12 protein-coding genes and 1 tRNA gene are annotated in these 21992 nt (G+C 70.9%); 7 read left to right on the top strand and 6 right to left on the bottom strand.

Annotated features, from left to right (window positions below):
- Window positions 1–147: 147 nt before the first annotated feature.
- From ACZ60E_RS05595 to ACZ60E_RS05585, 3 genes are all read right to left on the bottom strand, one after another.
- Entirely contained in the window at window positions 148–2298 is a 2151-nt protein-coding gene (locus ACZ60E_RS05595) for an MDR family MFS transporter (protein WP_469438476.1), read from the bottom strand.
- A 58-nt stretch (window positions 2299–2356) separates the two neighbouring features.
- Window positions 2357–3178 carry a precorrin-6A synthase (deacetylating) gene (gene cobF, locus ACZ60E_RS05590; protein WP_385836540.1) on the bottom strand — a complete coding sequence of 274 codons (822 nt, stop codon included), beginning with the start codon at window positions 3176–3178 and terminating at the stop codon, window positions 2357–2359.
- Window positions 3179–3247: 69 nt separating this feature from the next.
- Window positions 3248–3775 (bottom strand): DUF309 domain-containing protein, encoded by a 528-nt coding sequence (locus ACZ60E_RS05585; RefSeq protein WP_469438472.1) that lies wholly within the window; start codon window positions 3773–3775, stop codon window positions 3248–3250.
- Between the two features lie 99 nt (window positions 3776–3874).
- Here ACZ60E_RS05585 and ACZ60E_RS05580 point away from each other — a divergent pair.
- Window positions 3875–3948: transfer RNA gene (locus tag ACZ60E_RS05580), tRNA-Pro, on the top strand.
- A gap of 129 nt (window positions 3949–4077) precedes the next feature.
- On the opposite strand, the gene ACZ60E_RS05575 is transcribed toward ACZ60E_RS05580, so the two are convergent.
- Together ACZ60E_RS05575 and ACZ60E_RS05570 are read right to left on the bottom strand one after the other, a co-directional pair.
- Window positions 4078–7911 (bottom strand): nSTAND1 domain-containing NTPase, encoded by a 3834-nt coding sequence (locus ACZ60E_RS05575; protein ID WP_469438470.1) that lies wholly within the window; start codon window positions 7909–7911, stop codon window positions 4078–4080.
- Window positions 7912–8224: 313 nt separating this feature from the next.
- Complete coding sequence (locus tag ACZ60E_RS05570) at window positions 8225–9769, bottom strand: hypothetical protein (protein WP_469438468.1); 1545 nt, start codon at window positions 9767–9769, stop codon at window positions 8225–8227.
- A 162-nt stretch (window positions 9770–9931) separates the two neighbouring features.
- Between ACZ60E_RS05570 and ACZ60E_RS05565 the strand changes: the two genes are divergently transcribed.
- From ACZ60E_RS05565 to ACZ60E_RS05550, 4 genes are all read left to right on the top strand, one after another.
- The gene (locus ACZ60E_RS05565; RefSeq protein ID WP_469438466.1) at window positions 9932–10195 is read left to right on the top strand and encodes a hypothetical protein; all 264 of its coding nucleotides are present in this window, start codon (window positions 9932–9934) and stop codon (window positions 10193–10195) included.
- Complete coding sequence (locus tag ACZ60E_RS05560; RefSeq protein WP_469438464.1) at window positions 10192–11241, top strand: SIR2 family protein; 1050 nt, start codon at window positions 10192–10194, stop codon at window positions 11239–11241. The genes ACZ60E_RS05565 and ACZ60E_RS05560 overlap by 4 nt, the downstream gene beginning before the upstream one ends.
- 415 nt (window positions 11242–11656) lie before the next feature.
- Window positions 11657–11971 carry a hypothetical protein gene (locus ACZ60E_RS05555; protein WP_384807382.1) on the top strand — a complete coding sequence of 105 codons (315 nt, stop codon included), beginning with the start codon at window positions 11657–11659 and terminating at the stop codon, window positions 11969–11971.
- Between the two features lie 146 nt (window positions 11972–12117).
- Entirely contained in the window at window positions 12118–14037 is a 1920-nt protein-coding gene (locus ACZ60E_RS05550; RefSeq protein ID WP_469438460.1) for a LamG-like jellyroll fold domain-containing protein, read from the top strand.
- 22 nt (window positions 14038–14059) lie between these two features.
- On the opposite strand, the gene ACZ60E_RS05545 is transcribed toward ACZ60E_RS05550, so the two are convergent.
- Window positions 14060–18148, bottom strand: a complete 4089-nt coding sequence (locus tag ACZ60E_RS05545; protein ID WP_469438458.1) for a discoidin domain-containing protein — start codon at window positions 18146–18148, stop codon at window positions 14060–14062.
- Window positions 18149–18432: 284 nt separating this feature from the next.
- Between ACZ60E_RS05545 and ACZ60E_RS05540 the strand changes: the two genes are divergently transcribed.
- Entirely contained in the window at window positions 18433–20631 is a 2199-nt protein-coding gene (locus ACZ60E_RS05540; RefSeq protein WP_469438455.1) for a DUF8189 domain-containing protein, read from the top strand.
- 73 nt (window positions 20632–20704) lie between these two features.
- Window positions 20705–21991: an ABC transporter substrate-binding protein gene (locus ACZ60E_RS05535; RefSeq protein WP_469438453.1), complete on the top strand. Its 1287-nt coding sequence runs from the start codon at window positions 20705–20707 to the stop codon at window positions 21989–21991.
- The last annotated feature ends 1 nt before the right edge of the window (window position 21992 follow it).

The raw sequence follows: 21992 nt of genomic DNA, 5'->3' as shown, positions 1-21992 counted from the left end.
GGGCGCGACCAGCGCCCGATAGGGGCGCGGGGAACTGCGCGACCAGCCACGACGCACTCGCAGTGGGCGTACGAGGTGCAGGGGCAGGTCCGGTCCGCTTTTCGACTGCGGCTGCGTGGGGGCTGGTCGCGCAGTTCCCCGCGCCCCTTACGGGGCTGGGGCCGGGGCCGTGGCGAGGGCCCCGGGAACCTGCCCCGCCGACGCCCCGTCCGTCAGATCCTCCACCAGCAACCGCTTCGCAATGCTGTCGACGGCGACCCGAAGCTCCGCGCCCGAGGGACGACCGAGGTCCTGTTCGACCCGGTCGGCCAGCCAGCGCCCCCACGCCTCACCGATGACACGCGCTTCGCGCGTCCCGGCCTCGGTGTGGGAGAAGAGGCTGCCCTCATGAGTCAGGTATCCCTCGTCCACCATCCGCTGGAAGACGGGCACCAGCACCTCCGGCGGCACCCGCCGGCGCGCGGCGATCAGCGACAGGTTCGCATGACCGACCATCCGGGTGAACATCTCGACCTGCATCACGGACCAGGCCCCCGCGATGTCCAGCCGCGTGTCCGCCCCGATGACGATCCGGCGCAGTTCGTCGGGCCGGGTGCCGCCGAGGATCTTCCCGACCGTGGCCTCCAGCCGCTGCCGGTTGTCGGCCGCTGACGGGGTCGCGAACCCCTCGCCCATGTCGGTCGACCCCATCCGCGCACTGTCGCGCAGCTGCACCTGCTTGAGGAACAGCGAGACCAGGAAACCGAGCGCCGCCACGGGCACGGTCCACAGGAAGACGGTCTGCAGCGTCTCCGCGTACGCCTTGACGAGCGGCGCGGCGGTCGCCGACGGCAGATCGTGCAGCCCCTCCGGGCTGGTCGCCGCCTTGGTGAGCGTCCCGGGATCGGTCCCGCTCGTCCGGGCCGCCTCGGCGATCCCGTCTGCCAGGTTCGGCTTCAGCGTGTTGGCGTAGATCGTGCCGAAGACCGCGGTCCCGAAGGAGCTGCCGAGCGTACGGAAGAAGGTGACGCCGGACGTCGCGGTGCCCAGGTCGGTGTACTCGACGGTGTTCTGCACGGCGATGGTGAGGACCTGCATGCACAGGCCGATCCCCGCCCCGAGCACGAACATGTAGAGCGAGGAGAGCCAGGTGCTGGTGCCGCTGTTCATCAGGGAGAGCAGATAGAGCCCGACGCCCATGACCAGCGAGCCGATGATGGGGAAGATCCGGTAGTGGCCGGTCTTGCTGATGACGTTGCCGCTGAAGACCGACGCGATGAGCAGTCCGACGACCATGGGCAGCGTGCGTACGCCGGAGATCGTCGCCGAGTCGCCGTCCACGTACTGCAGATACGTCGGCAGGAACGTCATCGCGCCGAGCATCGCGAAGCCCACGATGAAGCTGAGGATCGAGCAGACCGTGAAGACGGGGTTGCCGAACAGGCGCATCGGCAGCATGGGTTCGGCCGCGCGGGTCTCCACCCAGCAGAAGCCCGCGAGGGCGACGACACCGCCCGCGAAGAGGCCGATGATGGTGGGCGAGCCCCAGGCGTACTCGTTGCCGCCCCAGCTTGTCGCCAGGATCAGGGCGCTGGCGCCGATCGCCACCAGCGCGATGCCCAGATAGTCGATGACCGGCCGGGACGGCGACTTCACCACCGGGATCGTGCGGGCCGCGGCGACCACCACGAGGATCGCGATGGGGACGTTGACGTAGAACGCCCAGCGCCACGTCAGATGGTCGGTGAAGAGGCCGCCGAGCAGGGGCCCGATCACGGTGGCGACCCCGAACACCGCGCCGATCGCACCCTGGTACTTGCCGCGCTCCCGCAGCGGGATGACGTCGGCGATCAGGGCCATCGCGGTGACCATCAGACCGCCCGCGCCGATGCCCTGCATGGCCCGCCAGGAGATCAGCAGGAGCATGTTCGAGGAGAGGCCGCACAGGAACGAGCCGGTGATGAAGATGATGGCCGACGCCTGGAAGACGAGCTTGCGGCCGAACAGGTCGCCGAACTTGCCGACGAGGACCGTGGCGACGGTCTCCGCCAGCAGATAGCTGGTGACCACCCACGACATGTGTTCCGCGCCGCCGAGGTCCGACACGATCGTGGGCAGGGCGGTGCCCACGATCGTCTGGTCCAGCGCGGCCAGCAGCATGCCGAGCATGATCGTCACGAAGACGACGTTGCGGCGCCGCTTGTCCAGCACGGGCGGCTGCGTGGCGGGCGCTTCGGCGGCGGGCGGTCCGGCAGGGGCTCCGGCGGTGTCGATGGTCGTCACACCGGTCAGCTTCACACCGGCCGGTGGGGTGTGCATGCGGGGCCGTCCGCATGGGGGTGCGGACCGCTGCCGCGGGCCGGCGGGGCCCTCCGGCTCAGCCCGGCCCGGGAACGCCCTCGTCTCCGGAGGCTTTCCCGCCTTCGTCCCCGAGGTGCCTGCGCAGCAGATACGTGTCCATGATCCAGCCCTTGCGCTCGCGGGCCCGGGTGCGGACCTCGATGATGTGCGGCGCCGTCTCGGCGAGGGGCCCCGAGACGAGGATCTCGTCCGGGGTGCCCAGATAGGCGCCCCAGTAGATGTCGATGTCCTCGCCGGTGTCGGCGTACCCCTGGAACGTCTGGTGGGCGTCCAGCATGACGACCACGTCGTCGACGCCCTCGGGAAGGCCCTCGGCGAGCCGGCGGCCCGTGGTGATCTGCACGGGCCGTGCCACCCGGTTGAGGCCGGTGCGGTGACGGGCGGCGAGGGACGACACGCTGCTGATGCCGGGCACGACGTCGTACTCGAAGGCCACGGCACCCCGCTCCAGGACCTCCTCCAGGACGCCCAGCGTGCTGTCGTACAGCGAGGGGTCGCCCCAGACGAGGAACGCCCCGGTCCCGTCCTCGTCCAGTTCCCCGGCGATCAGCCGCTCGAAGACGCCTGCGCGGGCGCTGCGCCAGTCCCCGACGGCGGGGGAGTAGCCCGCGCCCTCCGCCGTACGGTCGCGCTCGGGGTCGCGCGCCTCGACCGTCCGGTACGTTCCCTCCGGCAGATGCGCGCCGAGAATGTCACGGCGCAGCCGCACGAGGTCCGATTTCACCTCGCCCTTGTCCAGGATGAAGAACACGTCGGTGTCCCTCAGCGCCTTGACCGCCTGGAGGGTCAGTTGGTCGGGGTCGCCCGAGCCGATGCCGATGACATGAATCTTTCGCACGTCCAGAGTCTGCCGCACGGCAGCACGGCCCCGATCACCCCACCCGGCCGCGGACGGCCCGTGAACGACTCAGAGGTCGCCGCCATCGCGCAACCGCGGCGCCCACACCGACGCGTCCACGGCGGCCTCGTCCCGCTCCACGACATCCGCCAACTCGCGGGCCCAGGAGGCGAGTTCGGCCAACGCGAGCCCGTACGGACGCGGAGTCCCGGAAGCGGCACCCCACTCCTCGACCGCCCCGGCCCCGCGCCGCAGCAACCGGGCCCCGCCCGTCACGTTCCCCCGGGCCGAGTGCGTGAGCCCCACCGCGAGCTGGGCGAGCCCCCGCCACAGCGCCCGCTCCTCGTCGGGGCCCGACTTCCAGGCGTCCTCGAAGACCTCGTGCGCGTGGAACGGCTTCCCCGCCGCCAGCAGCGCCTGGGCTTCGGTGACGGTGTCCCCGGGAGCGCGCACCACCCCCTCGGGCTGCCGTTCCACGCCGTCCACCCCGTACGGCAGGGGCCGCCCGAGGCCGTCGCGGGGCCGGGCATTGCGTGCCCGGCCCTCCGTGTCCCGGTCCCGCCGGTCGCCGGAAGTGTCGCCAGAGGTGTTGCTCATGCACCGATTGTCCCCCTCACTCGCCGTCTTCGAGGCACCCCTCTGTGTGCGGTAAGGTTCTGTTCGCGCGATCACGCGGTTCACCGCGGCGAGACGCATCGGGACGTGGCGCAGCTTGGTAGCGCACTTGACTGGGGGTCAAGGGGTCGCAGGTTCAAATCCTGTCGTCCCGACTGGAGGCAGTCGCAGGTGAGGGCCGGTTTCGGAGAAATCCGAAACCGGCCCTCACCTTCTCTCGGGCCGGGCGGCGAGCGCGTCGTGCCATCGGCATCCACGGGTACCTGTCGCCGCCGCTCTCCGTCTCACCGGCAGGTGGGCACCTCGGAGACCGAGGGGAGGAAGCGGCGCCACTCGGACGCGGTGAGCGGATCACCCCGCGTTTCGCACAGCCGGTCGGCGGTGGCGTCCGCGTCGGTGTCCCACAACCGGACGGTGTGGTCCTCGCCCCCGGCTGCCAGCGTGGTTCCGTCGGGGCTGAAGGCGACCGCGTACACATGGCCGGTGGCCGCGGTGAGGACCGCGTTGAGGTCGGGAGACCTGGGGTCGGAGACATCGAAGAGCCAGACGGTCGTGTCCGTGCTGCCGGCGGCCAGGGTACGGCCGTCCGGGCTGAAGGCGACCGAATAGACGTAGCTGGTGAAGCCGGTCAGATCGGGACCCACCCGCTCCGGACGGCGGATGGTGCGGACGTCCCACAACCGGACGGAGCGGTCCGCGCTGCCTGCGGCCAGGGTCGAGCCGTCGGGACTGAACGCGACCGACCACACGTAACCGGTGGGGCCGCGCAGGGTGACCAGCGGGTCCGTCGTCTTCCCGGACACGCTCCAGACGCGCACGGCGCGGTCGATGCTGCCTGCCGCGATGTGCCGCCCGTCCGGTGCGAAGGCCACCGACAGCACCGCGTCCGTCGCCCCGGTGAGGGTGCGCAGGGCCCTGACCCGGTCCGGACTGCCGGTGTCCCACAGACGTACGGTGGCATCGTCGGCCCCGCTGGCCAGTACCGTGCCCTTCGCGTTGAAGACCAGGGACTCGACCGTGCCGCTCCTCGCCACCCGGAACGGCTTTCCGCGCGCGGTCAGTTCGCCGGTGAGCGTGTAGGAGAACAGGCGGACCAGGCCGTCGCTGTAACCGACGGCCAGGATCCGGCCGCGCGGCGAGAACGTCACCGACTGGACGAAGGTGTCGCCGCCCGGTGTCCAGGGCCGGCCGACGCGTTCGTGCCGGGCGAGGTCCCACAGCTGCAGGTTCAGGGTGCCCACGGCCATCAGCCGGCTGTCGGGGCTGTAGGCGAGGGCGTTGACGCCCTGCGCCGACGCCAGCACGGGGGAGGGCAGCGACCACAGCCGGATGACGCCGTCCGAACAGCCGGTCACGAGCGTCCGCCGGTCGAACCACGCCACCGACGTCACCGCGCCCGGGTGCGGCAGGGTGGCGGCGTTGTATCCGGCCGTGCGGTCCCACAGCCGTACGGCGTCGTCGCTGCCCCCGGTGGCGAGCACCGCCCCGTCCGGACTGAACGCCAGGGCGTTGACCCAGCCGTCGGCCTTGTCCTCGGGGGAGGCCGACCGTCGTGGACGTGCGGGGTCCGAGACGTCCCACAGCCGAATGGTGCGGTCCTGGCTGCACACGGAGAGGAAACGCCCGTCCGGGCTGAAGGCGACCCCCAGAGCGGGCCCTTCGAACGTCCCCAGCTTCGCCAGTGGGACCGTACGTCTGCTGCCGTGCGTACGCCACAGTCGGGCGCTGCCGTCGCGTCCGGCGGCGGCGATCAGTGAGCCGTCGGGGCTGAACGCCACCGACTGCTGATAGTCGACGCCCCGGTACACCACGGGTGCGCCCGCTGTTTCCGCGGTGCGTGCGTTCGTCCACAGCCGCACCGTGTTGTCCGAGCAGGCCGCGGCCAGACCGTTCCCGTCGGGGGCGAACACCAGCGCGTAGACGGTCGCGTCCGGGCTGCCCGGCAGATCGGGCAGCCGGTGCGGACGACGCGGTTCCGAGACGTCCCAGCGATGCAGCAGCCCCTTGCCGCCGCCGGCCACGAGCGTGTTGCCGTCAGGGCTCAACGCGACGGCGAACACGGCTAGTTCATCGGAGATGGGCAGCCTTGCCAGCAGCCGGGGCCGGGTACGGTCCGCAGTGCTCCACAACCGGACCGAGCCGTCGGACGAGCCGGCGGCCAGCAGGGTGCGGGCGCTGTCGAAGGCCACCGCCTGGACCAGCCCGGTGAAGCCGGTCAGCCGGGTCGCCGAGGGAGAGGCCGAGGAGTCCATCAGGCCCGCGCGCGCCTCCTGGGTGCGTGCTGTTCGGTAGGCCGCCAGCGCGAGCTGGGCACTGACGGACGGGTCGTGCTGGCCGATCCGGGCCGCTTCCGCCGCCAGTTGACGTGACTCCGCCTCGGCCCGGGACCGGTCGGCCCGATCGCGCTCCCCCTGCGCGTACAGGAACAGCCCACAGGTGACGAGCAGCAGCACCACTGCCGCGCTGAGCAACTGGTACAGCCGCCGCGTGCGGTTGCGGGCGGCCCGGCGCTCCTGCGCCTGCTGGCGCAACGAAGTTTCCAGGAAGGCGCGTTCGTCGGCGTTCACAGCGTCGCTGTGGGCGGCGTCGGCCGCCCACTCACCGGTCAGCGCGAGAGCGGTGCCGCGCAACAGCAGACCGGGGTCGCGCTCCGCGTCCTTCCAGTGGTGTGTGGCCTCGGTCAACCGCCGGTGGATCCGGAGCCCGGCATGGTCCGCCCCGATCCATTCCCGTAATCGGGGCCACACCGTCAGCAGCGACTCGTGGGAGATCTCGACGGTGTCGCTGTGGGCGGTGATCAGCCGCTGCTCGACGTACGCGGCCAGGACGGCGGTGGGCTCCCCGGCCTGCGGACCGTCCGGGTCGAGCAGTTCCGCGAGGTGCACCCGACGTCTCGTGGTCAGGGCGTCGTCGGAGACGTTCACCAGCCGGAGGAAGACCTGGCGGGCGATGTCCCGCTGTGCGTCGGAGAGTTCGGCGAACACCGTGTCCGCGGTGCGGGCCACGGCGTGGTGAATGCCGCCGCTGCTGCGGTAGGCGTCGACAGTGAGGTGGCCGCTGGGTGCCCCCTGCCAGGTGGCGAGCAGGGCGTGGGACAGCAGGGGCAGTGCACCGGGGTCATGGGCGGCATCGTCCCTGTCGGTGCCGTCGCCCGGTGACGATCGCGGAGCCAGATCGCGCAGCAACAGTTCCACCAGGCCACTCTCGACCTCCAGCCCGGCCTTGCGGGCAGGCCCGACGATGGCCTGGCGCATCTCCTCCTGCGCCAGGGGCCCCACCACCAACTGCTGGGTCTGCAAAGCCTCGGCGAGCGGCGGGAACTGGAGGGCCTGCGCGTAGAAGTCGGCCCGCAGCCCGATGACGACGAGACCGGGACGCTGCCGGCCCAGCAACTCCATGAAGCGGGCTCGTTCGTCGGGGTGTGGGCACATGGTGAACAGTGCCTCGAACTGATCCACCACGATCAGCGGAGCGGCGGCGTCCACCGCCTGCAGCAGGGCGGTCAGTTCGTCCGCCGGATGACTGCCCGGAGTCATCAGGACCACAGGGCGGGCGCTTTCCCCGTCTTCGGCATCGCCCTCCAGCACCCCGCGGCGGACCGCGGGAATCAGCCCGGCGCGCAGCAGTGAGGACTTACCGGAGCCCGAGGGGCCGACCACGGCCAGGAGACCGCCTCCGGACCCGGCGAGCACGCGTAATCGCTCGACCAGTGTGGCCGTCAACTCGTCCCGGCCGAAGAACCACTCCGCCTGTTCCTCCTCGAAGGCACGCAGTCCCCGGTAGGGAACAGGCGCGTCGGCCCGGGGCCGACCCGGTGTGATCCGCAGTCGCACCAGAGCCTCGTGCCAGTGCTCCAAGTCGTGGGGATCGTCGACACCGCAGGCGAGAAGGATGTCGGTGAGTAGTTTCGTCGCCCGTACCGGAGGCAGATGACGGCCCGAGAAATAGTCGCCGGCCGTGCTCGGCGCGATGCGTACCAGGCCGGCCACATCGCGCACGGTGAGTCCCGCGCGCAGGCGTGCCCGAGTCAACTGGTGGGCGAAATCCGAGACCGACCCGATCGCCTCCGGGTCGGACTCCTCATGGTGTCGACGGCGTCTGCTGTGCTCCTTCGGCATCTGCCCCCCCGACGGCATCCGGGCCGGTGGCGCACGCCACGGTCCTGTCCGACTTTGTCCGACCACTGTCGGGGTTCGTCCGGGGTTTGGGCAACAGGCTGTCGTCCGCCCCGGACCACGGGTTCTGCTCATGTCCGGGGGCCGCCGCGCCGCCCGGTGCCTGGAGGGGAGCCTTGCCGGGCGGCGCGGGGGTCACGCAGGACCCGACCAGAAAAGAAGGGAGGGAAGCATGCACAACGCCGGTCACAGCAAGTCTGCCGATCCGGAAGAGCCCGACGACATCCGTTGAGCCGCCGGCCGGTCGCCCGCCCTCTCACCGGGGCAGCAGCGAAGACACACCCGGATCGTCTCGGAGAGTGGGCGCCCACTCCGACAGCAGGCCGGGCCGTAACATCCCCGAGAGTTTCGGTCCCCGCCGATGGGCCGTCAGGTCGAGCCATTCCAGCACCGCCCAGGCCAGCCTGGGCTGGAGGTCGGCCACGATGTCCGGCCAGCCCCAGCCCCGCACCCGCAACGGGCTCGTCGGTTCAGGTACCTGGATGAGCAAGGTCCGATCCGCAGTCCGCGCGCTCAGCACGCTCTCGATCCTGTCGTACGCGCGCAGCTCCCGTGCCACCCATGCCCGCGCCTCCGCGTCCCCGGCGGTCTCCGAGCCCGTCCGGCGTGCTGCCCACCAGCGCAGCGTGGTGTAGGAGGGCCGCACGGAGACGATGTGGGCCGGCAGCCGACGCAACTCGTCCAGCGGCAGATCGGCGTCATGTCCCTGTCCGGCGAAGACGTAGGGACGCGTCAGGACGACCGCGGGCCAGGGATTACCGGCCGCCGCCCGGGTGCGCAGATGCCTCGTCACGGACAGCCACGCCTCCACCCGCCCCGGGACCGGGCTCCGCAGGACCGGCAGGAACAAACCGTCGGCGACGATCTCCTCGCCGGACCGGGGCAGGACGTACTCCAGCCCCAGCGTCTCCGCGAGCAGCGCGGCGGCGCCCCCTGCCAGCGGACGATGACCGATCACGACGATCGGCGGGATCGCCCGTTCGGCCCACCGTCCGGCCGCCGCCGGAACGGCTTCCCGGCGTACTCCGGCGATGCGGTCCTGCACGAGCAGATGGCGAGGACGGTATCCGTCGTCCGCGTCCAGCCAGAGTCGCGCACCGGGCCCGCCCTGCCAGCTGTACTCGCCCCGGTACTGCAGCGCCCGCTGGGCCAGCGCGGTCAGTTCGAGCCGCACCGACCAGTAGTCAGGGTGCTCGGCCATCTCCTGGCGGCGGGCCGTGGTCAGTGTGCCGCGCAGCAGTCCGCCGTCGGCGAGGGCGACGGCCCGGTCCAGGGACAGCGGCCTCACCCCCGGTCGCAGGTGGAACTCGGCGACGTCCATCAGGGCACAGCGGTAGTGATGGCCCGCCTCGACCGCCGACAGCGACACGGTGTACCGGCGGGCGCCGTCCTCGTTCGTCAGCACCGCCGCCGCGGCGGCAGCCGGGGCGCGGTCGAACCATGGCTCCGCCGCTTCCCGGGCCAGTTGCCCGGCCGCCGTGATGCCCGTACGCAACTGCCGCACCAGGTGGAGCACGCTGGGGTCGGTCGCCTCCTCAGGGGGCAGCCAGCCCAGGTGTACGAAGACCTGGGCCACCGGAACATCGGCCAGCCGGGCCAGTCGGCGTACGAAGTCCGGTTTGGGCTCCCGCGTGCCGTTGAGCATCGACCTGACCATGGAGTCGGACAAGTCGTAGTCCGGGTGGGCCGTGCGAAAGGCGCCTACCGTGGCCATGGTCCCGGAGATGCCGCGCTGGTGGAGAGCCGCCAGGCACAGGTCGATCCCGGCGGGAGTTCCTGGTCCGTTGCGCCCCTTCGACATCCACTGCCTCCTCGGTCGCGCCACCGATCGGAGACTAACCGCGCGCCGCCGGATACAGCGATGCCCGATGCGGACACAAACGTGTCTTGCCGCGGCTCGGCCGCAACCGCTTCAGTCGGAGGGACATCATCCGGCACGACTCAGGTGAAAGAGGACTCGCGAGTGAACACCCTGTGCGGGCGCCTCGGTGTCGTCGTGCACGACGTACGACGGGGCCGCCACATTGAGGCGTACGTGCTCTTCCTTCGCGGCCTGGTCCTCGTCGGACCCGGACGGTCCGACGTGGTCGACAGCCGGCATCCGCCACAGTTCACCGCAGTCGCAGTCGCAGCCGACCTGGCGTTTCTCGTCTTCCGTACGGCAGCGCCGTCCGGGTTCACCGGTTCCACGGCCCACAGCGTCGACCCCGGGGCGGTCCCGCGGTGAGCGCCCCGGACTCCGTTGTGGCCGACGCCACCAGGCTGCTCGCCGGACTGCGGCCGGACCAGGTGCTGCTGTGGTCCGGAGCCGGAATCTCCGTCGAGGGACCCACCAGCCTGCCGAGCGGCCCGGAGCTGACCCGGCGGGTCTTCGGCACCTTCTTCGAAGCGGGCGCTCTCGACACGGTGCTGACGTACCACCAGGTCGTCGGCCTGCACACGAACCCACTGCGCGCGTACGACACCAGCCCGCACGCCTCTCAGCTGCCCGGGCTCGGGACGGCGCTGGACGCCGCGGCACGCGCCCGCCCGGAGGGCTCGCCGGACACCTTCGCCATCCTGGACGACGTCAGGAAGGCGGTACCGAACCGGCTGCACGCCTTCGCGGCCGACCACATCGCGCTGGGCGGTCGCCACATGACGGCCAACTTCGACACCTGCATCGAACAGGCCTACGAAACCCGGCAGGGAAGGCCGGTACCCGACAGCGCGGTTCACCACTTCCACGGCTCCTTCGCCCATGCGCTCGACAGCAGGGGGATCGGCGCCACCCTGGGTCGCATCCGGACCGGCTTCCCGGCGGAGGAGGCGGAGCGCATGTACCGGCTGTTGCGCGCTCACCGGGCGGTGATCGTCATCGGATACAGCGGCAGGGACCACTTCGACGTGGACCGGCTCGTGGCCGGGCTCCCGTCCGACGGACTGCGCGGACTGCGCCTGCTGTGGGTCATGCACTCCGGACACCCGGCGCACGTGCCGGACCGGGACACCGTGCCCCTCCACTTCCTGCTGCGCGAGGCGGGAGCCGACGTCCACATCGTGTGTGGCCGCACCGATCAGCTGCTGGCTCAGGTCGCACGGGACTGGGGCCTGCCGGCGCCGGCCGATCCGCTGCCCCGGGCCCCGGCGGATCCGCAGCTCCGCGTCACAGACGACCAACGGCACCGGGCCAGCTTCCTGCTGTACCGCTCGCTCGGCCTGCACCGCGAAGTCCGCAGGCTGCTGCGCGAGGGCGGTACCGGCGGGGACACCCGTATGGACCTCGTCCTCTGACTGCGCGGCGTCGACGAACTCGACCACCACCCGGACCACAGCCTTCAGGTGCTCGTGAGCCGCAGCCACCTCCACCAAGAACCGCCCGTCAGGGCGGACGACGCTCCGCAGCGTTGCCCGCCCTGATACCCACGGCACCTGGAGACGCGACACCGCGAGACACGGCACCGGGCGGCATGGTCCGGCGCGGCTCGGACGACTTCGGCGCGCGGTGATGATCCCGACCTGATGGGTCGGCTGCTGACCGATCCACAGGAAAGGCTTCCACTCTTCATGGCGCGAGCGGGTGATTCACGTTCTTGGAGACACGACCGATGCCCGTTCCGCGTCGGCAAGGACGTGCCTTCCGGCGGACCGACGAAGTGTCGAGCCGGCAATTTCGTGCGTGCCCGCCCAGTTGCTTATGATCTTGCCCGTGACTGCGCAGAACATCGACAAGACGGCGTCCCGTAAGCAGCGGCTGCAGGAGAAGCAGCGTCGTCAGCTGGCGGTGGTCGACACCGTGGACAAGGCCGAGATCAAGGTCCGCAAGGCGGAGGCCGAGCTGGCCGTGGCCGTCGCCGAGGCGGTGCAGGTGTTCGGTGACGAGCAGTCCGCGTCCGACGGGCTCGACATGCCCGTCGAGACGATCCGCCACTTCCTCGGCATGGCGGAGAAGGAAGCCGCCGACGCCGACAAGGAAGCCGGTAAGGAAGCAGGTAAGGAAGCGGAGACCTCCGACGCGTCCTGACTCCGGTGCCGTCCGGACGGTCGCTCCGCCAAACGTCCGGACGGCAGGCCACAGACGTTCAACTCCCCGCCATCGCCCGGTTGTGGCGGGTGAGGAGCGTACGGGCTGCCGACCGGTCCCGTCCGGTCCTGTCCTACGGAGTGTCCATGACTGCGGCAGAACCTCAGAAGCCCCCGCACCCCCTGCACAGACGCGCCCTGCTGCGCGTCGCGGCAGCCCTGCCCGTGGCCGGCGTGGGCGTCGCCGCCTTCGAGGCGACCGCGCAGGCCGCCACCGGCTCGGCCCCCACCGGCGCCGGAGCCACCGTCACCGCATCTGCCGCGCACGGCGGCCGTTTCGACCCCGAGAGCCCGCGGTTCGTGCTGGCCGTCCTGCCCGACACCCAGTACCTCTTCGACGCCGACAGCGCCGATCCCGCCCCGCTGCGGGAGGCCTTCCGCCATCTGGTCGCCGAGCGCGGCGAGGCGAACATCGCCTTCATGACGCACCTCGGCGATGTCACGGAGCACGGCACCGAGGACGAGATCGAACGCGCCGCCGACACTTTCCGGACCCTCCACGGCAAGGTGCCCTACAGCGTCCTGGCGGGCAACCACGACATCGACTCAGGGGACGACCAGCGCGGCGACTCCGCGTACCTCGACGCCTTCGGGCCCGCCCGCTACAAGTCGATGCCGACCTACCGCGGCGCCTCGTCCGACGGCTACAACACGTACCACGTGCTCAAGGCCGCGGACCGGTCCTGGCTGGTCCTCGCCCTGGACTGGCGGATCTCCGACAAGGGGATGGCATGGGCACAGGGCGTCCTCGACGCGCACCCCACACTGCCCGCCGTCCTCACCACCCATGACATCGCCTGGGCCGACGACGACGGCAAGGCGCAGCTCTCCGACAACGGCAAGCGCCTGTGGGACGGCCTCATACGCGGCAACGACCAGATCTTCCTGGCGCTGGGCGGCCACTACTGGCCGCCGGGCCGCACGGTCCTGCGCAACGACTCCGACAACGATGTCCACGTCCACATCACCAACTACCAGGACCGCTACTACGGCGGCGCCGGCATGATCCGCACCTACGGCTTCGACCTGGCCCGCGGGGTCGTCGACGTCGAGACCTTCTCGCCGTGGCTCCTCGCCAGGGACCCGGAGAAGCGGTCGCCGCTGGAGGCCGAGACCATCGAACTGACCGGTGACGCCGACCGGTTCAGCCTGGACATCGACTTCGACGAGCGGTTCAAGGGCTTCGCCCCCGTCGTCGTGCCGAAGCCGCGGCCCGCCTCCGCGGTCATGCCGCGCGGCACGGTCGCGTACTGGCGGTTCGACGCCGCCGGGACCTCGGCGGGCGGCACCGCGGGCAAGTCCGTCGCGAACGGTGCCGTCGTGCGCGACCTCACCGGCAACGGCAACGACCTGACCGTGAGCCGGCTGGCGTCGAGCGGCTCCGACGCGCTCACCTGGTCGGCCGACCACCACCCCGGCCAGCCCGCGCACGCCAGTCTCCGCTTCGACGGCGGCAAGAGCCCGGACCGCGGCGCGATCCTGACGACCGCCGCCCGAGCCGCCCTGAACAGCGAGAAGTTCCTCCGCGGCTACACCATCGAGACCTTCGTCCGGCTGCCCGAGCCCTTCGAGGGCGACCACTCGTGGATGGGCATCCTCAGCTGGGAGGGCCGCAACGGGGACGCGGGCAAGACCACGGGCTGGTCCCCGCTGGAACCCACCTGCAGCCTCAACCTGTCACCCGAGCGGTTCCTCCAGTTCGTGGTCTATCCGCAGCGCCAGGACGCCGACCCCACGTCGTGGAGCCACGCGGTGCCCGTGGGCCGCTGGATGCACATCGCCCTCGTCAACGACGGCCGCCGTACGGTGATGTACGTGGACGGCTCGAAGATCGCTCGCAATCCCTCGCAGCCGTCCACCGGCATCGCCACCCTCGGCAAGCCCTTCGTGCTCGGAGCCACCCAGTTCGACGAGAGCTTCGGGCAGGGCTTCTACGGCTGGATGGGCGACACGCGCATCGTGAACAGGGCCCTGTCCGTGGGGGAGTTCCTGACCCCTTACGCGTAGCCGCCCAACCAGCCTTTCAGCGCTACGAGTTGAACGCCTCCGCTGTCAGGAGCGGCTGGTGCGAGGCGAGTGCCCGGGCGGGCCACGACAGCGTGACCGTCCGGGACTCGCCGGGCAGCAGCCACAGGTAGTTGTCGCTGTAGAGGGTCGGCAGGACGCGATGGCCCGTCTTCTCGTCCAGCAGCGACAGCCGGACCATGGCGGCGACGGCGGAGCCCTGATTGCGCACGGTGGCGGTCAGTTCGTGCCGGGCCCCCGACCGGGACACCCGGGTGACCTTCGAGGACACCTTGGCGCGCGGCACCCGGGTCAGGGCCCGCATGGCGGCCGGGGTGCGGTAGCGCCAGTAGGTGTTCCGCGACAGCTCACGGCCGTCCCCGTCCTCCAGGGTGAGCCGCAGGAAGTGCAGGTCGGGAAGGTCGTCGCTCCATCCGACGGTGAATGCCTTCCCGATCGCGGCCGGTGCCACGTCCAGCCGGGCGCTCCTGGCCTTGCCGAGCCGCTTGCCCGACAGGTCGAGCAGCCGCGCCGAGACGACGGACCCCCGCAGCTCCTTGCGCGTGTGGTTGACCGCGATGACCTGCCCCGCCGGGTCGGCCTGGACGTGCAGCGGTTCGCAGGCCGAACGGGCCCCGTAGTACGTGCCGTTGACGTCGAAGTCGTAGTCGTACGTCTGCCAGACGGTGCTGTGCCACGCCGGATGGGACATCCACAGCATCAGGCCGCTGGCGTTGTCCCACAGGTTCGCGTTCCACGCCTCGAACATGGCGCGGGTGTTCTCGTAGTTGACGAACTGGGCCTTGCGGGCGAAGTCGTCCAGGTCCGTGACCGTCCCGAGCCGGGCCTCGATCGCGGCCCGGTAGTTCTGCGGCGCCTGATTCCCGCGCTCGCTCCAGTCGTGGTAGTACCACGCGCCGCGTATCGGCCACTCGGGCTCGTCACCGGTCATGTTCCGCATGCTGGCGGCGGTGGAGACGACGGGCATGCCGATCTCGGTGTGGAATCCGAAGTCCTTGCTGCCGTACGTGGACGGGTCGAAGTACCTGTCCGGCTCGACCCAGCCGTAGGGGCCGCCGCCGGTGATGATCCCGCCGGCCGAGTTGTTCTGGTAGAGCAGACCGGGCGCCTGCTCCTCGACGGCGGCGCGCATGCCCTTGTCGATGGCGGCGGGCGGATTGCCCTCGTTGGCCCCGCACCAGACGACCACGCTCGGGTGGATCCGGTAGCGCAGCACGGTGTCCCGCGCGATCGAGTTGAAGGCCTCGTGGTCCGGCGGGTCCATCGCCCAGGCGTTGGGGAAGTCGTTCCACACCAGGATGCCGTGCTCGTCGCAGGCGGTGAAGAACTCCTCCCGGTCGCAGGTGCCGACCCAGTTGCGGATCATCGTGAAGTTCATGTCCCGGTGCATCCGCACCGCCGCGTCCATCCGTTCCGGCGGCATCCGGCGCAGCAGTTCGTCCCAGCCCCAGTTGCCGCCCCGGGCCAGGACCCGGACGCCGTTCACGCTGATCCTCAGCGGGTCGGGGGTGTTGGACACGGACTTCACGTCGGTCCAGGTGTCCCCGTCGTCGGACACCTGGATGACGTACGTCTTCGGGTAGGCGGGCTCCCACACGATCGCCACCCGGTCGAACCGCTTCGCGGAGCCGAGGTCGACCTGGATCCACTGCTGGTCCTCGTACGCCGACGACCAGCGTGTTCCCGTGTCGCCGTCGGTGGCGTTCGCGGCCGGGTGGTCGGACTCCTCGGTGGACGCGGTCGCCTTCTGCCGAAGGGCGAGGTCGGTGCCCGGCTCGGCGCTGTCGATGACACCCAGCGACCACAGGGAGTTGCCCCAGCTCGTGTTGCGCACCCCGCAGGCGATCCGGACGTGACGGGCGGTGCGCGGCGCGAAGTCCTCGACCTGGAGACTTGCGTTGCCGTTGTTGAAGGGCAGGGGGATCGCGCCGTTGTCCACCGACGTGACATCGGTCCAGGTGTCGTCGTCGGAGGAGACCTGCACGACGAACGTCTTCGCGTACGCCTGCTCCCAGGTCAGGTCGACCCGGTCGAACGACTGCTGAGAGCCCAGGTCGACCCGGATCCACTGGTCGTCCTCGTAGGCCGACGACCAGCGGGTGCCCGGATCGCCGTCGGTCGCGTTGGCCGGACCGCGGTCGCCCCCGTCCTCGCTGGACGCCTCGGCCGGTGCGTGCAGGGCGAGATCGGTCGAGGCCCGGTCACTGTCGAACACGGCCAGCGCCCACAGCGAACTGCCCCAACTGGTCGCCCGTGTAAGGCACTTCACGCGTACGTATCGGGCGTCCCGCCGGTCGAAGGTCACGGACTGGGTGTACGCGTCGCCGGTGGACGTGAACGGCAGCGGCACCTCGAACTCGTAACCGAACTGGCGGATGCCGAACCTGGTGGTGCGGCGGTCGCTCTCGGCGCCGTCGACCGACGCGGTGAGGGTCAGTTCGTGCAGGGCGGGGTCCCCGAGGCCGTTCGGCCACCACAGCTTCGGGTCGCGCACCCGCAGCCGGCCGTAGGCGTCCGGGGCGAAGATGACGTCGACGCTTCTGCCCGCCGGGACGGTGACGACCTTGCTGACGCGTACGGCGCCGAAGGACGCGGAGACCGTCGTGCGGTGGTCGGTGGTGTCGGCGTTGCGGACCGGGACGACGATCGTCAGCTCGGCCACCGACACGTCGGGCAGTTTCGGCAGCACGGTGTCGACCCGTGGGTCGCCGATCACGACCTGGCCGGTGGATCTCAGCCGGACGTGGTTCCAGATGCCCGCGGCCCGGTCGCGTACCGCGGGCATCCAGTCCCAGCCCGAAGCGGCCAGGTAGGTGGGCGAGTTGAGGTTCATCTGGTTCGCGCCCGCGTCCACCCAGGCCTCACCCGCGGGGCCCTTGTCGCCGGGGCTGCCGGGCACCGGCATCGGCGTGATCCGCACCGCGAGCGCGTTGGCCCCGCCGCCCGCTGCGAGCAGCTTGGTCACATCGTGCGCCGAGCGGGCGAAGGGGTACGTCAGCTCGCCCACGCGGTGGCCGTTGAACCAGATGTCGGCCGTGTGGTTGATGCCGTCGAACTCCAGCCAGATCCGGCGGCCGGGTCCGGTACGCAGGCCGCGCGGCACCTCGAAGTCCCGTTTGTACCACCAGGAGTGGCGGGACAGGGCTTCGGGGATGTGGAGGTTGTTGAGCCCGGCCACCGGGTCGGGGAGCTTGCCCTGGTCGACGAGCGAGGCCAGTACCGTGCCGGGCACGGTGGCGGGCAGCCAGCGACTGGTGTCGACGGACGTCTTCGACAGCTCCTTGCCGTCCCCGCCCTTCCCGCTGTCGCTGTCGCCGTCCGCCCAGTCGTCGAGGGTGAGCCGCCAGCCCGACTCCACCGGCACCGTGCCGTCGACGGCCACGGTCAGCTTCGGCGCGGGGCCGGTGCGGGTGCCCCAGTCCGTCCAGCCGGTGGCCGACGGCCGGTGCCCCTCGGCGCTGCCGTGCACCTCGAAGCCGTTCAGGCCCAGTGGGTTGGGGCTGGAGCGTCTGCGCGAGGTCATCCGCACCCAGCGCGCCGGAACCGGCCGGGGGAGCTGGATGTCCACCACGCCACCGGTGCCGGCCGTCGTGCGGTACACGCTGGTCCAGGACCTGTGGTCGGTCGAGGTCTCGACGACGAAGTCGACCGCGTAGCTCGACTGGATCTCCTTGCCCGTGGTGCCACTGGCCGGATTTCCCGTGGTGGGAGGCGTGAACACCGGGTCGTTCGCGTCGCCCTCGAAGGTGAGCCGGATCGAGGTCACCTCGCACCGGGCCTGCAGATCGACCGAGATCCACTGCGGGTCGCCCGCCCCGGCCCGCCAGCCGCTGCCCCGGACGCCCCGCGAGGCGAGCCGGTCCACCACGAAGGAGCCCGGCGTCGCCGCGTAGGCCGTGGAGGAGACGGTGACCGGGCGGTGCAGGGCGAGTTCGGCGGGCGGGGCGGACCCTGTCGGCCCCTTGCCACCTGCGGCGGCGGCAGCCGGCAGGGGAGCCAGGCCGCCCAGGCCGAACCCTGCCAGCAGGGTCGAACCCGTGGCGACGACGGATCGCCGCGAGAGCTGACGCGGCGAACTCGACTGATCTGTCATGAGCGTGATGTCCCATCGGAAGACAGCGGCGCGGGCCGGACCCGACACGGCGCGCGGGAGGCACTGACAACGTTGCCAAAGGCTGGGACCCGGGAACTTTCCTGTCAACCCCTGCGACAGACCCGGTCTCTCTTTCTATTAAATTAGGAATTAATATTGACAGGGTTTCCGGCCACGGGCCACAGTCTTCGCCGTGACGCCGACGGCCGCTGCCACAGCGCGGCCCACGTCACGCCCTCGTGCTTCCCAGCGCTTTCGTGCTTCCCAACCATCGGGAGAGGCAAGTGATTTCACACCCGCAGGTCCGCACACCCGCGGCTCGGAGACTGACCCGTCGCACCACCACGGCCGCGATCGCCACGGTCCTGGCGGTGACCGCGGCCCCCGCGGCCACGGCCGGCACCGGCAGGGCCGAGACCGGGACCGGCGTCGACCAGGGCGCGCCCGAGTACTACGACAGCGGTCTCGCGCCCACGCCCTACATGGGCTGGAACACCTACTACGGCCTGGGCGCGCCCACCGAGAAGGAGGTGCGCTCCGTCGCGGACAAGCTGGTCAGCAGTGGTCTGCGCGACAGCGGCTACGACATCGTGTGGCTCGACGGCGGCTGGCAGGCCGACAACCCGCGCGACGCGCAGGGGAACCTGGTCGCCCACCCGGACCGCTTCCCCTCCGGCATCCCGGCGCTGGTCTCGTACCTGCACAAGCGGGGCCTGAAGGCGGGCATCTACACCGACGCGGGCGCCTACGACGGCGGCAAGAGCTGCGGACTCGGCAGCAGGGGCCATTACGACGAGGACGCACGGCAGTTCGCCGGCTGGAAGATCGACGCGGTCAAGGTCGACTTCCTGTGCGGGATCGGGGCCAAGCTCGATCCGGGCCCGGCGTTCAAGGAGTTCAGCGACGCGGTCGCCAAGTCCGGCCGCACGATGCTCCTGAACCTGTGCAACCCCCTCACCGACGACTGGGGTGTGCCGCACACACCCGAGCAGGACGCGCACAACTCGTACGTCTACGCCCCGACGATCGCCGACTCCTGGCGCACGGGCACGGACATCGCGTGGGGCACCCCGAGCCCCGGCCAGTGGCCCAACGTGCTGCGCAACTTGGACGCCAACGCCTGGCACCCCGAGGCGCAGGGGCCCGGCCACTACAACGACCCCGACTACCTCATCCCCACGCGGCGCATGAGCGACGGCTCGCTGGAGCTGACGGAGGAGGAGTCGACCACGCAGTTCGTGATGTGGGCCGAGATGGCCTCGCCGCTCGTCCTGGGTTCCGATCCGCGTACGTTGTCGCCTTCGATGCTCAGGACGCTGCGCAACCCGGAGATCGTCGCCGTCGACCAGGACCCGCTGGCCGTCCAGGGTGTGCGGGTCGCGAGCGACTCCGTGGGTGACGTCTACAGCAAGGTCCTCCAGGGCGACGGCAGGCGTGCGGTCGTGCTGCTCAACCGCTCCGACAAGCCGGCCGAGCGCACGGTCCGGTTCTCCGACGTCGGGCTCGGCGGGGCGGTGGACGTCCGTGACCTGCGGGCCCGTGCGAACCGGGGTGCCCACAGCGACACGTACACGGTCGAAGTGCCCGCGCACGGCACCGCGTTCCTGAAGCTGACCGGCGCCGACGCCCTGCCCGGGAGCAGCCTCGGCCGGAAGGCCTCGGCGAGCCCCGCCGTGGTTCGCGACGGCGACACGCTCACCACGTTCCTGCGCGGACCGAACGGCTCCCTCGTCCAGCACACCACCACGTCCGACGGCAGCGGACGGGGCGGCCGGACCCGGGACCTCGGCGGTCCCACGGGAGGCAGGTTCCTCGGGCAGCCCGCCGCGTACGCCTCGGCCGGCGGCCGGATCGACGTCTTCGTGCGCGGCACCGACTCCCGCGTCCACCGGCGGGTCCTCGCCGACGGACGCTGGGGCGCGTGGCAGAGCCTGGGCGGCGTGGTGACCGACGCGCCGACGGTGGCGTTCACCGACCCCGGCCACTGGACGCTGGTCGCCCGCGGCACGGACGGGGAGGTCGTGCAGCGCGGCCCGTCGACCGGATGGTCCTCGCTCGGCGCACCCGACGGGCGGTCGACGTACGGGCGGCCGTCGGCCGTCACAGGCTCGGACGGGCGGATCCACGTGGCCGTCCGCACCGCCGCCGACGACGTGTGGACGCGCACCCGGACGGCGACGGGGGAGTGGTCGCCGTGGACGTCACTCGGCGGAACCGTCAGCGGCAGCCCGACCCTCGTCACGGCCGGGGACAGCGTCGTGCTGTACGCGCGCGCCGCCGACTACACGCTCTGGCAGCGGCGTTACGAGGCCGGAGCCTGGCAGGGCTGGACGAAGCGGGACGAGTTCCCGAGCGCCGCGTTCGAGGGCTCGCTGGGAGCGGTGGCCGGTGTGGCCGGGCCTGACGGCACGGTCGGTGTGGACGCGGTGTACCGGGGCGTCGACGGTCGGGTTCACCTGACGTCGTTCACCCCGTCCAAATAAATTAGTAATTATTCTTGACGTGGCGTGAGCGTCACGCGAATCTGGATCAGCGCGGATCCACAGGGAGCCCTCCATGACGAACCACCAGACCAGCAGACGCCGGTTTCTCGCCGGTGCCGGCGCCGCCGGGACAGCGGCGCTGCTCAGCGGCTGTGTCACCGCCACCTCCACCGGCAAGAGCTCGTCCAAGGGCTCGGTGACCCTCCAGTCCAACCTCTCCGCCCCGCAGGCCAAGGCCGCGATGGAGGACGTCGTCGCCGCGTACGCCAAGAAGGGGTCGGCGAAAGCCAGCCTCAACACGGTCGCCGCCGAGACCTTCCGCACCCAGCTGCCGACCTACCTCACCTCCGCCAACCCGCCGGACGTCTACACCTGGTACCCCGGGTCGGTGGCGGACGCGTACGCGAAGAAGGACCTGCTGCTGGACCTCGGCGAGGTCTGGTCCTCGCCCGGCCTCAAGGGCTACTCCAAGGCCCTGAACAGCCTCTGCACCTCGGCCTCCGGCAAGAAGGTCTTCGTGCCGACCACCTACTACTGGTGGGGCATGTTCTACCGCAAGTCGAACTTCGCCAAGTGGGGCGTGAGCGAGCCCAAGAGCTGGGACGACTTCCTCGACCTGTGCGACAAGCTCAAGAGCAAGGGCGTCGACCCCATCGGTCTCGGCGCGGGCGGCAACACGGCCTGGGTGGCCTCGGCCTGGTTCGACTACCTGGACATCCGCATCAACGGCGCCGAGTACCACCGTGAACTCCTCGCCGGGAAGCACCGGTTCGACGACCCCGAGGTCCGCAAGGTCTTCGACCGCTGGCAGGAACTGCTGCCCTACTTCGACCCGAACGGCACGGCCGTCGCCTTCCAGGACGCCACGACCTCCCTGCTCAACGGCCGCAGCGGCATGATGCTCATCGGCACCTTCTTCGCGGACGCCGCACCCAAGGACGCCCTCGACGACATCGACTTCTTCCGCTTCCCCGTCATCGACCCGAAGGTCCCGCTCGCCGAGGAAGCCCCCACGGACGGCTACTTCGCCAGCGCCCGCACCGGCCGCCACGACCAGGTCGTCGACCTGATGCGCTACCTCGCCACCGCCGAGGCCCAGGAGATCTACATCAAGGGCTCCTCCGGCACGGTCCTGCCATGCAACCCCGACGCCAAGGACTCGGGCACCGCCCTGGTGAAGAAGGGCCGGGCGCACATCGAACAGGCCGCCGAGATCACCCAGTTCTTCAACCGGGACTCCAGCGACGCCCTCCAGCCCACCGCCGACAACGCGCTGACCAAGTTCATCGCCAAACCCAAGCAGATCGGCTCCATCCTCACCGACTGGCAGCGCGACGCCGCGAAGATCTGGAACGCCTGAC

It is taken from the genome of Streptomyces sp. NPDC102514 (assembly GCF_055584525.1).
Note: the sequence above shows the minus strand (reverse complement) of the source record. Positions and strands in the feature narration are given on the sequence as shown.

Excerpts from the sequence above, each read along its gene's own strand:
- ACZ60E_RS05545 (WP_469438458.1), bottom strand. The coding sequence starts at position 18,148 with ATGACAGATCAGTCGAGTTCGCCGCGTCAGCTCTCGCGGCGATCCGTC.
- ACZ60E_RS05595 (WP_469438476.1), bottom strand. The coding sequence starts at position 2,298 with ATGCACACCCCACCGGCCGGTGTGAAGCTGACCGGTGTGACGACCATC.
- ACZ60E_RS05575 (WP_469438470.1), bottom strand. The coding sequence starts at position 7,911 with ATGCCGAAGGAGCACAGCAGACGCCGTCGACACCATGAGGAGTCCGAC.
- ACZ60E_RS05585 (WP_469438472.1), bottom strand. The coding sequence starts at position 3,775 with ATGAGCAACACCTCTGGCGACACTTCCGGCGACCGGCGGGACCGGGAC.
- ACZ60E_RS05535 (WP_469438453.1), top strand. The coding sequence starts at position 20,705 with ATGACGAACCACCAGACCAGCAGACGCCGGTTTCTCGCCGGTGCCGGC.
- ACZ60E_RS05550 (WP_469438460.1), top strand. The coding sequence starts at position 12,118 with ATGACTGCGGCAGAACCTCAGAAGCCCCCGCACCCCCTGCACAGACGC.
- ACZ60E_RS05570 (WP_469438468.1), bottom strand. The coding sequence starts at position 9,769 with ATGTCGAAGGGGCGCAACGGACCAGGAACTCCCGCCGGGATCGACCTG.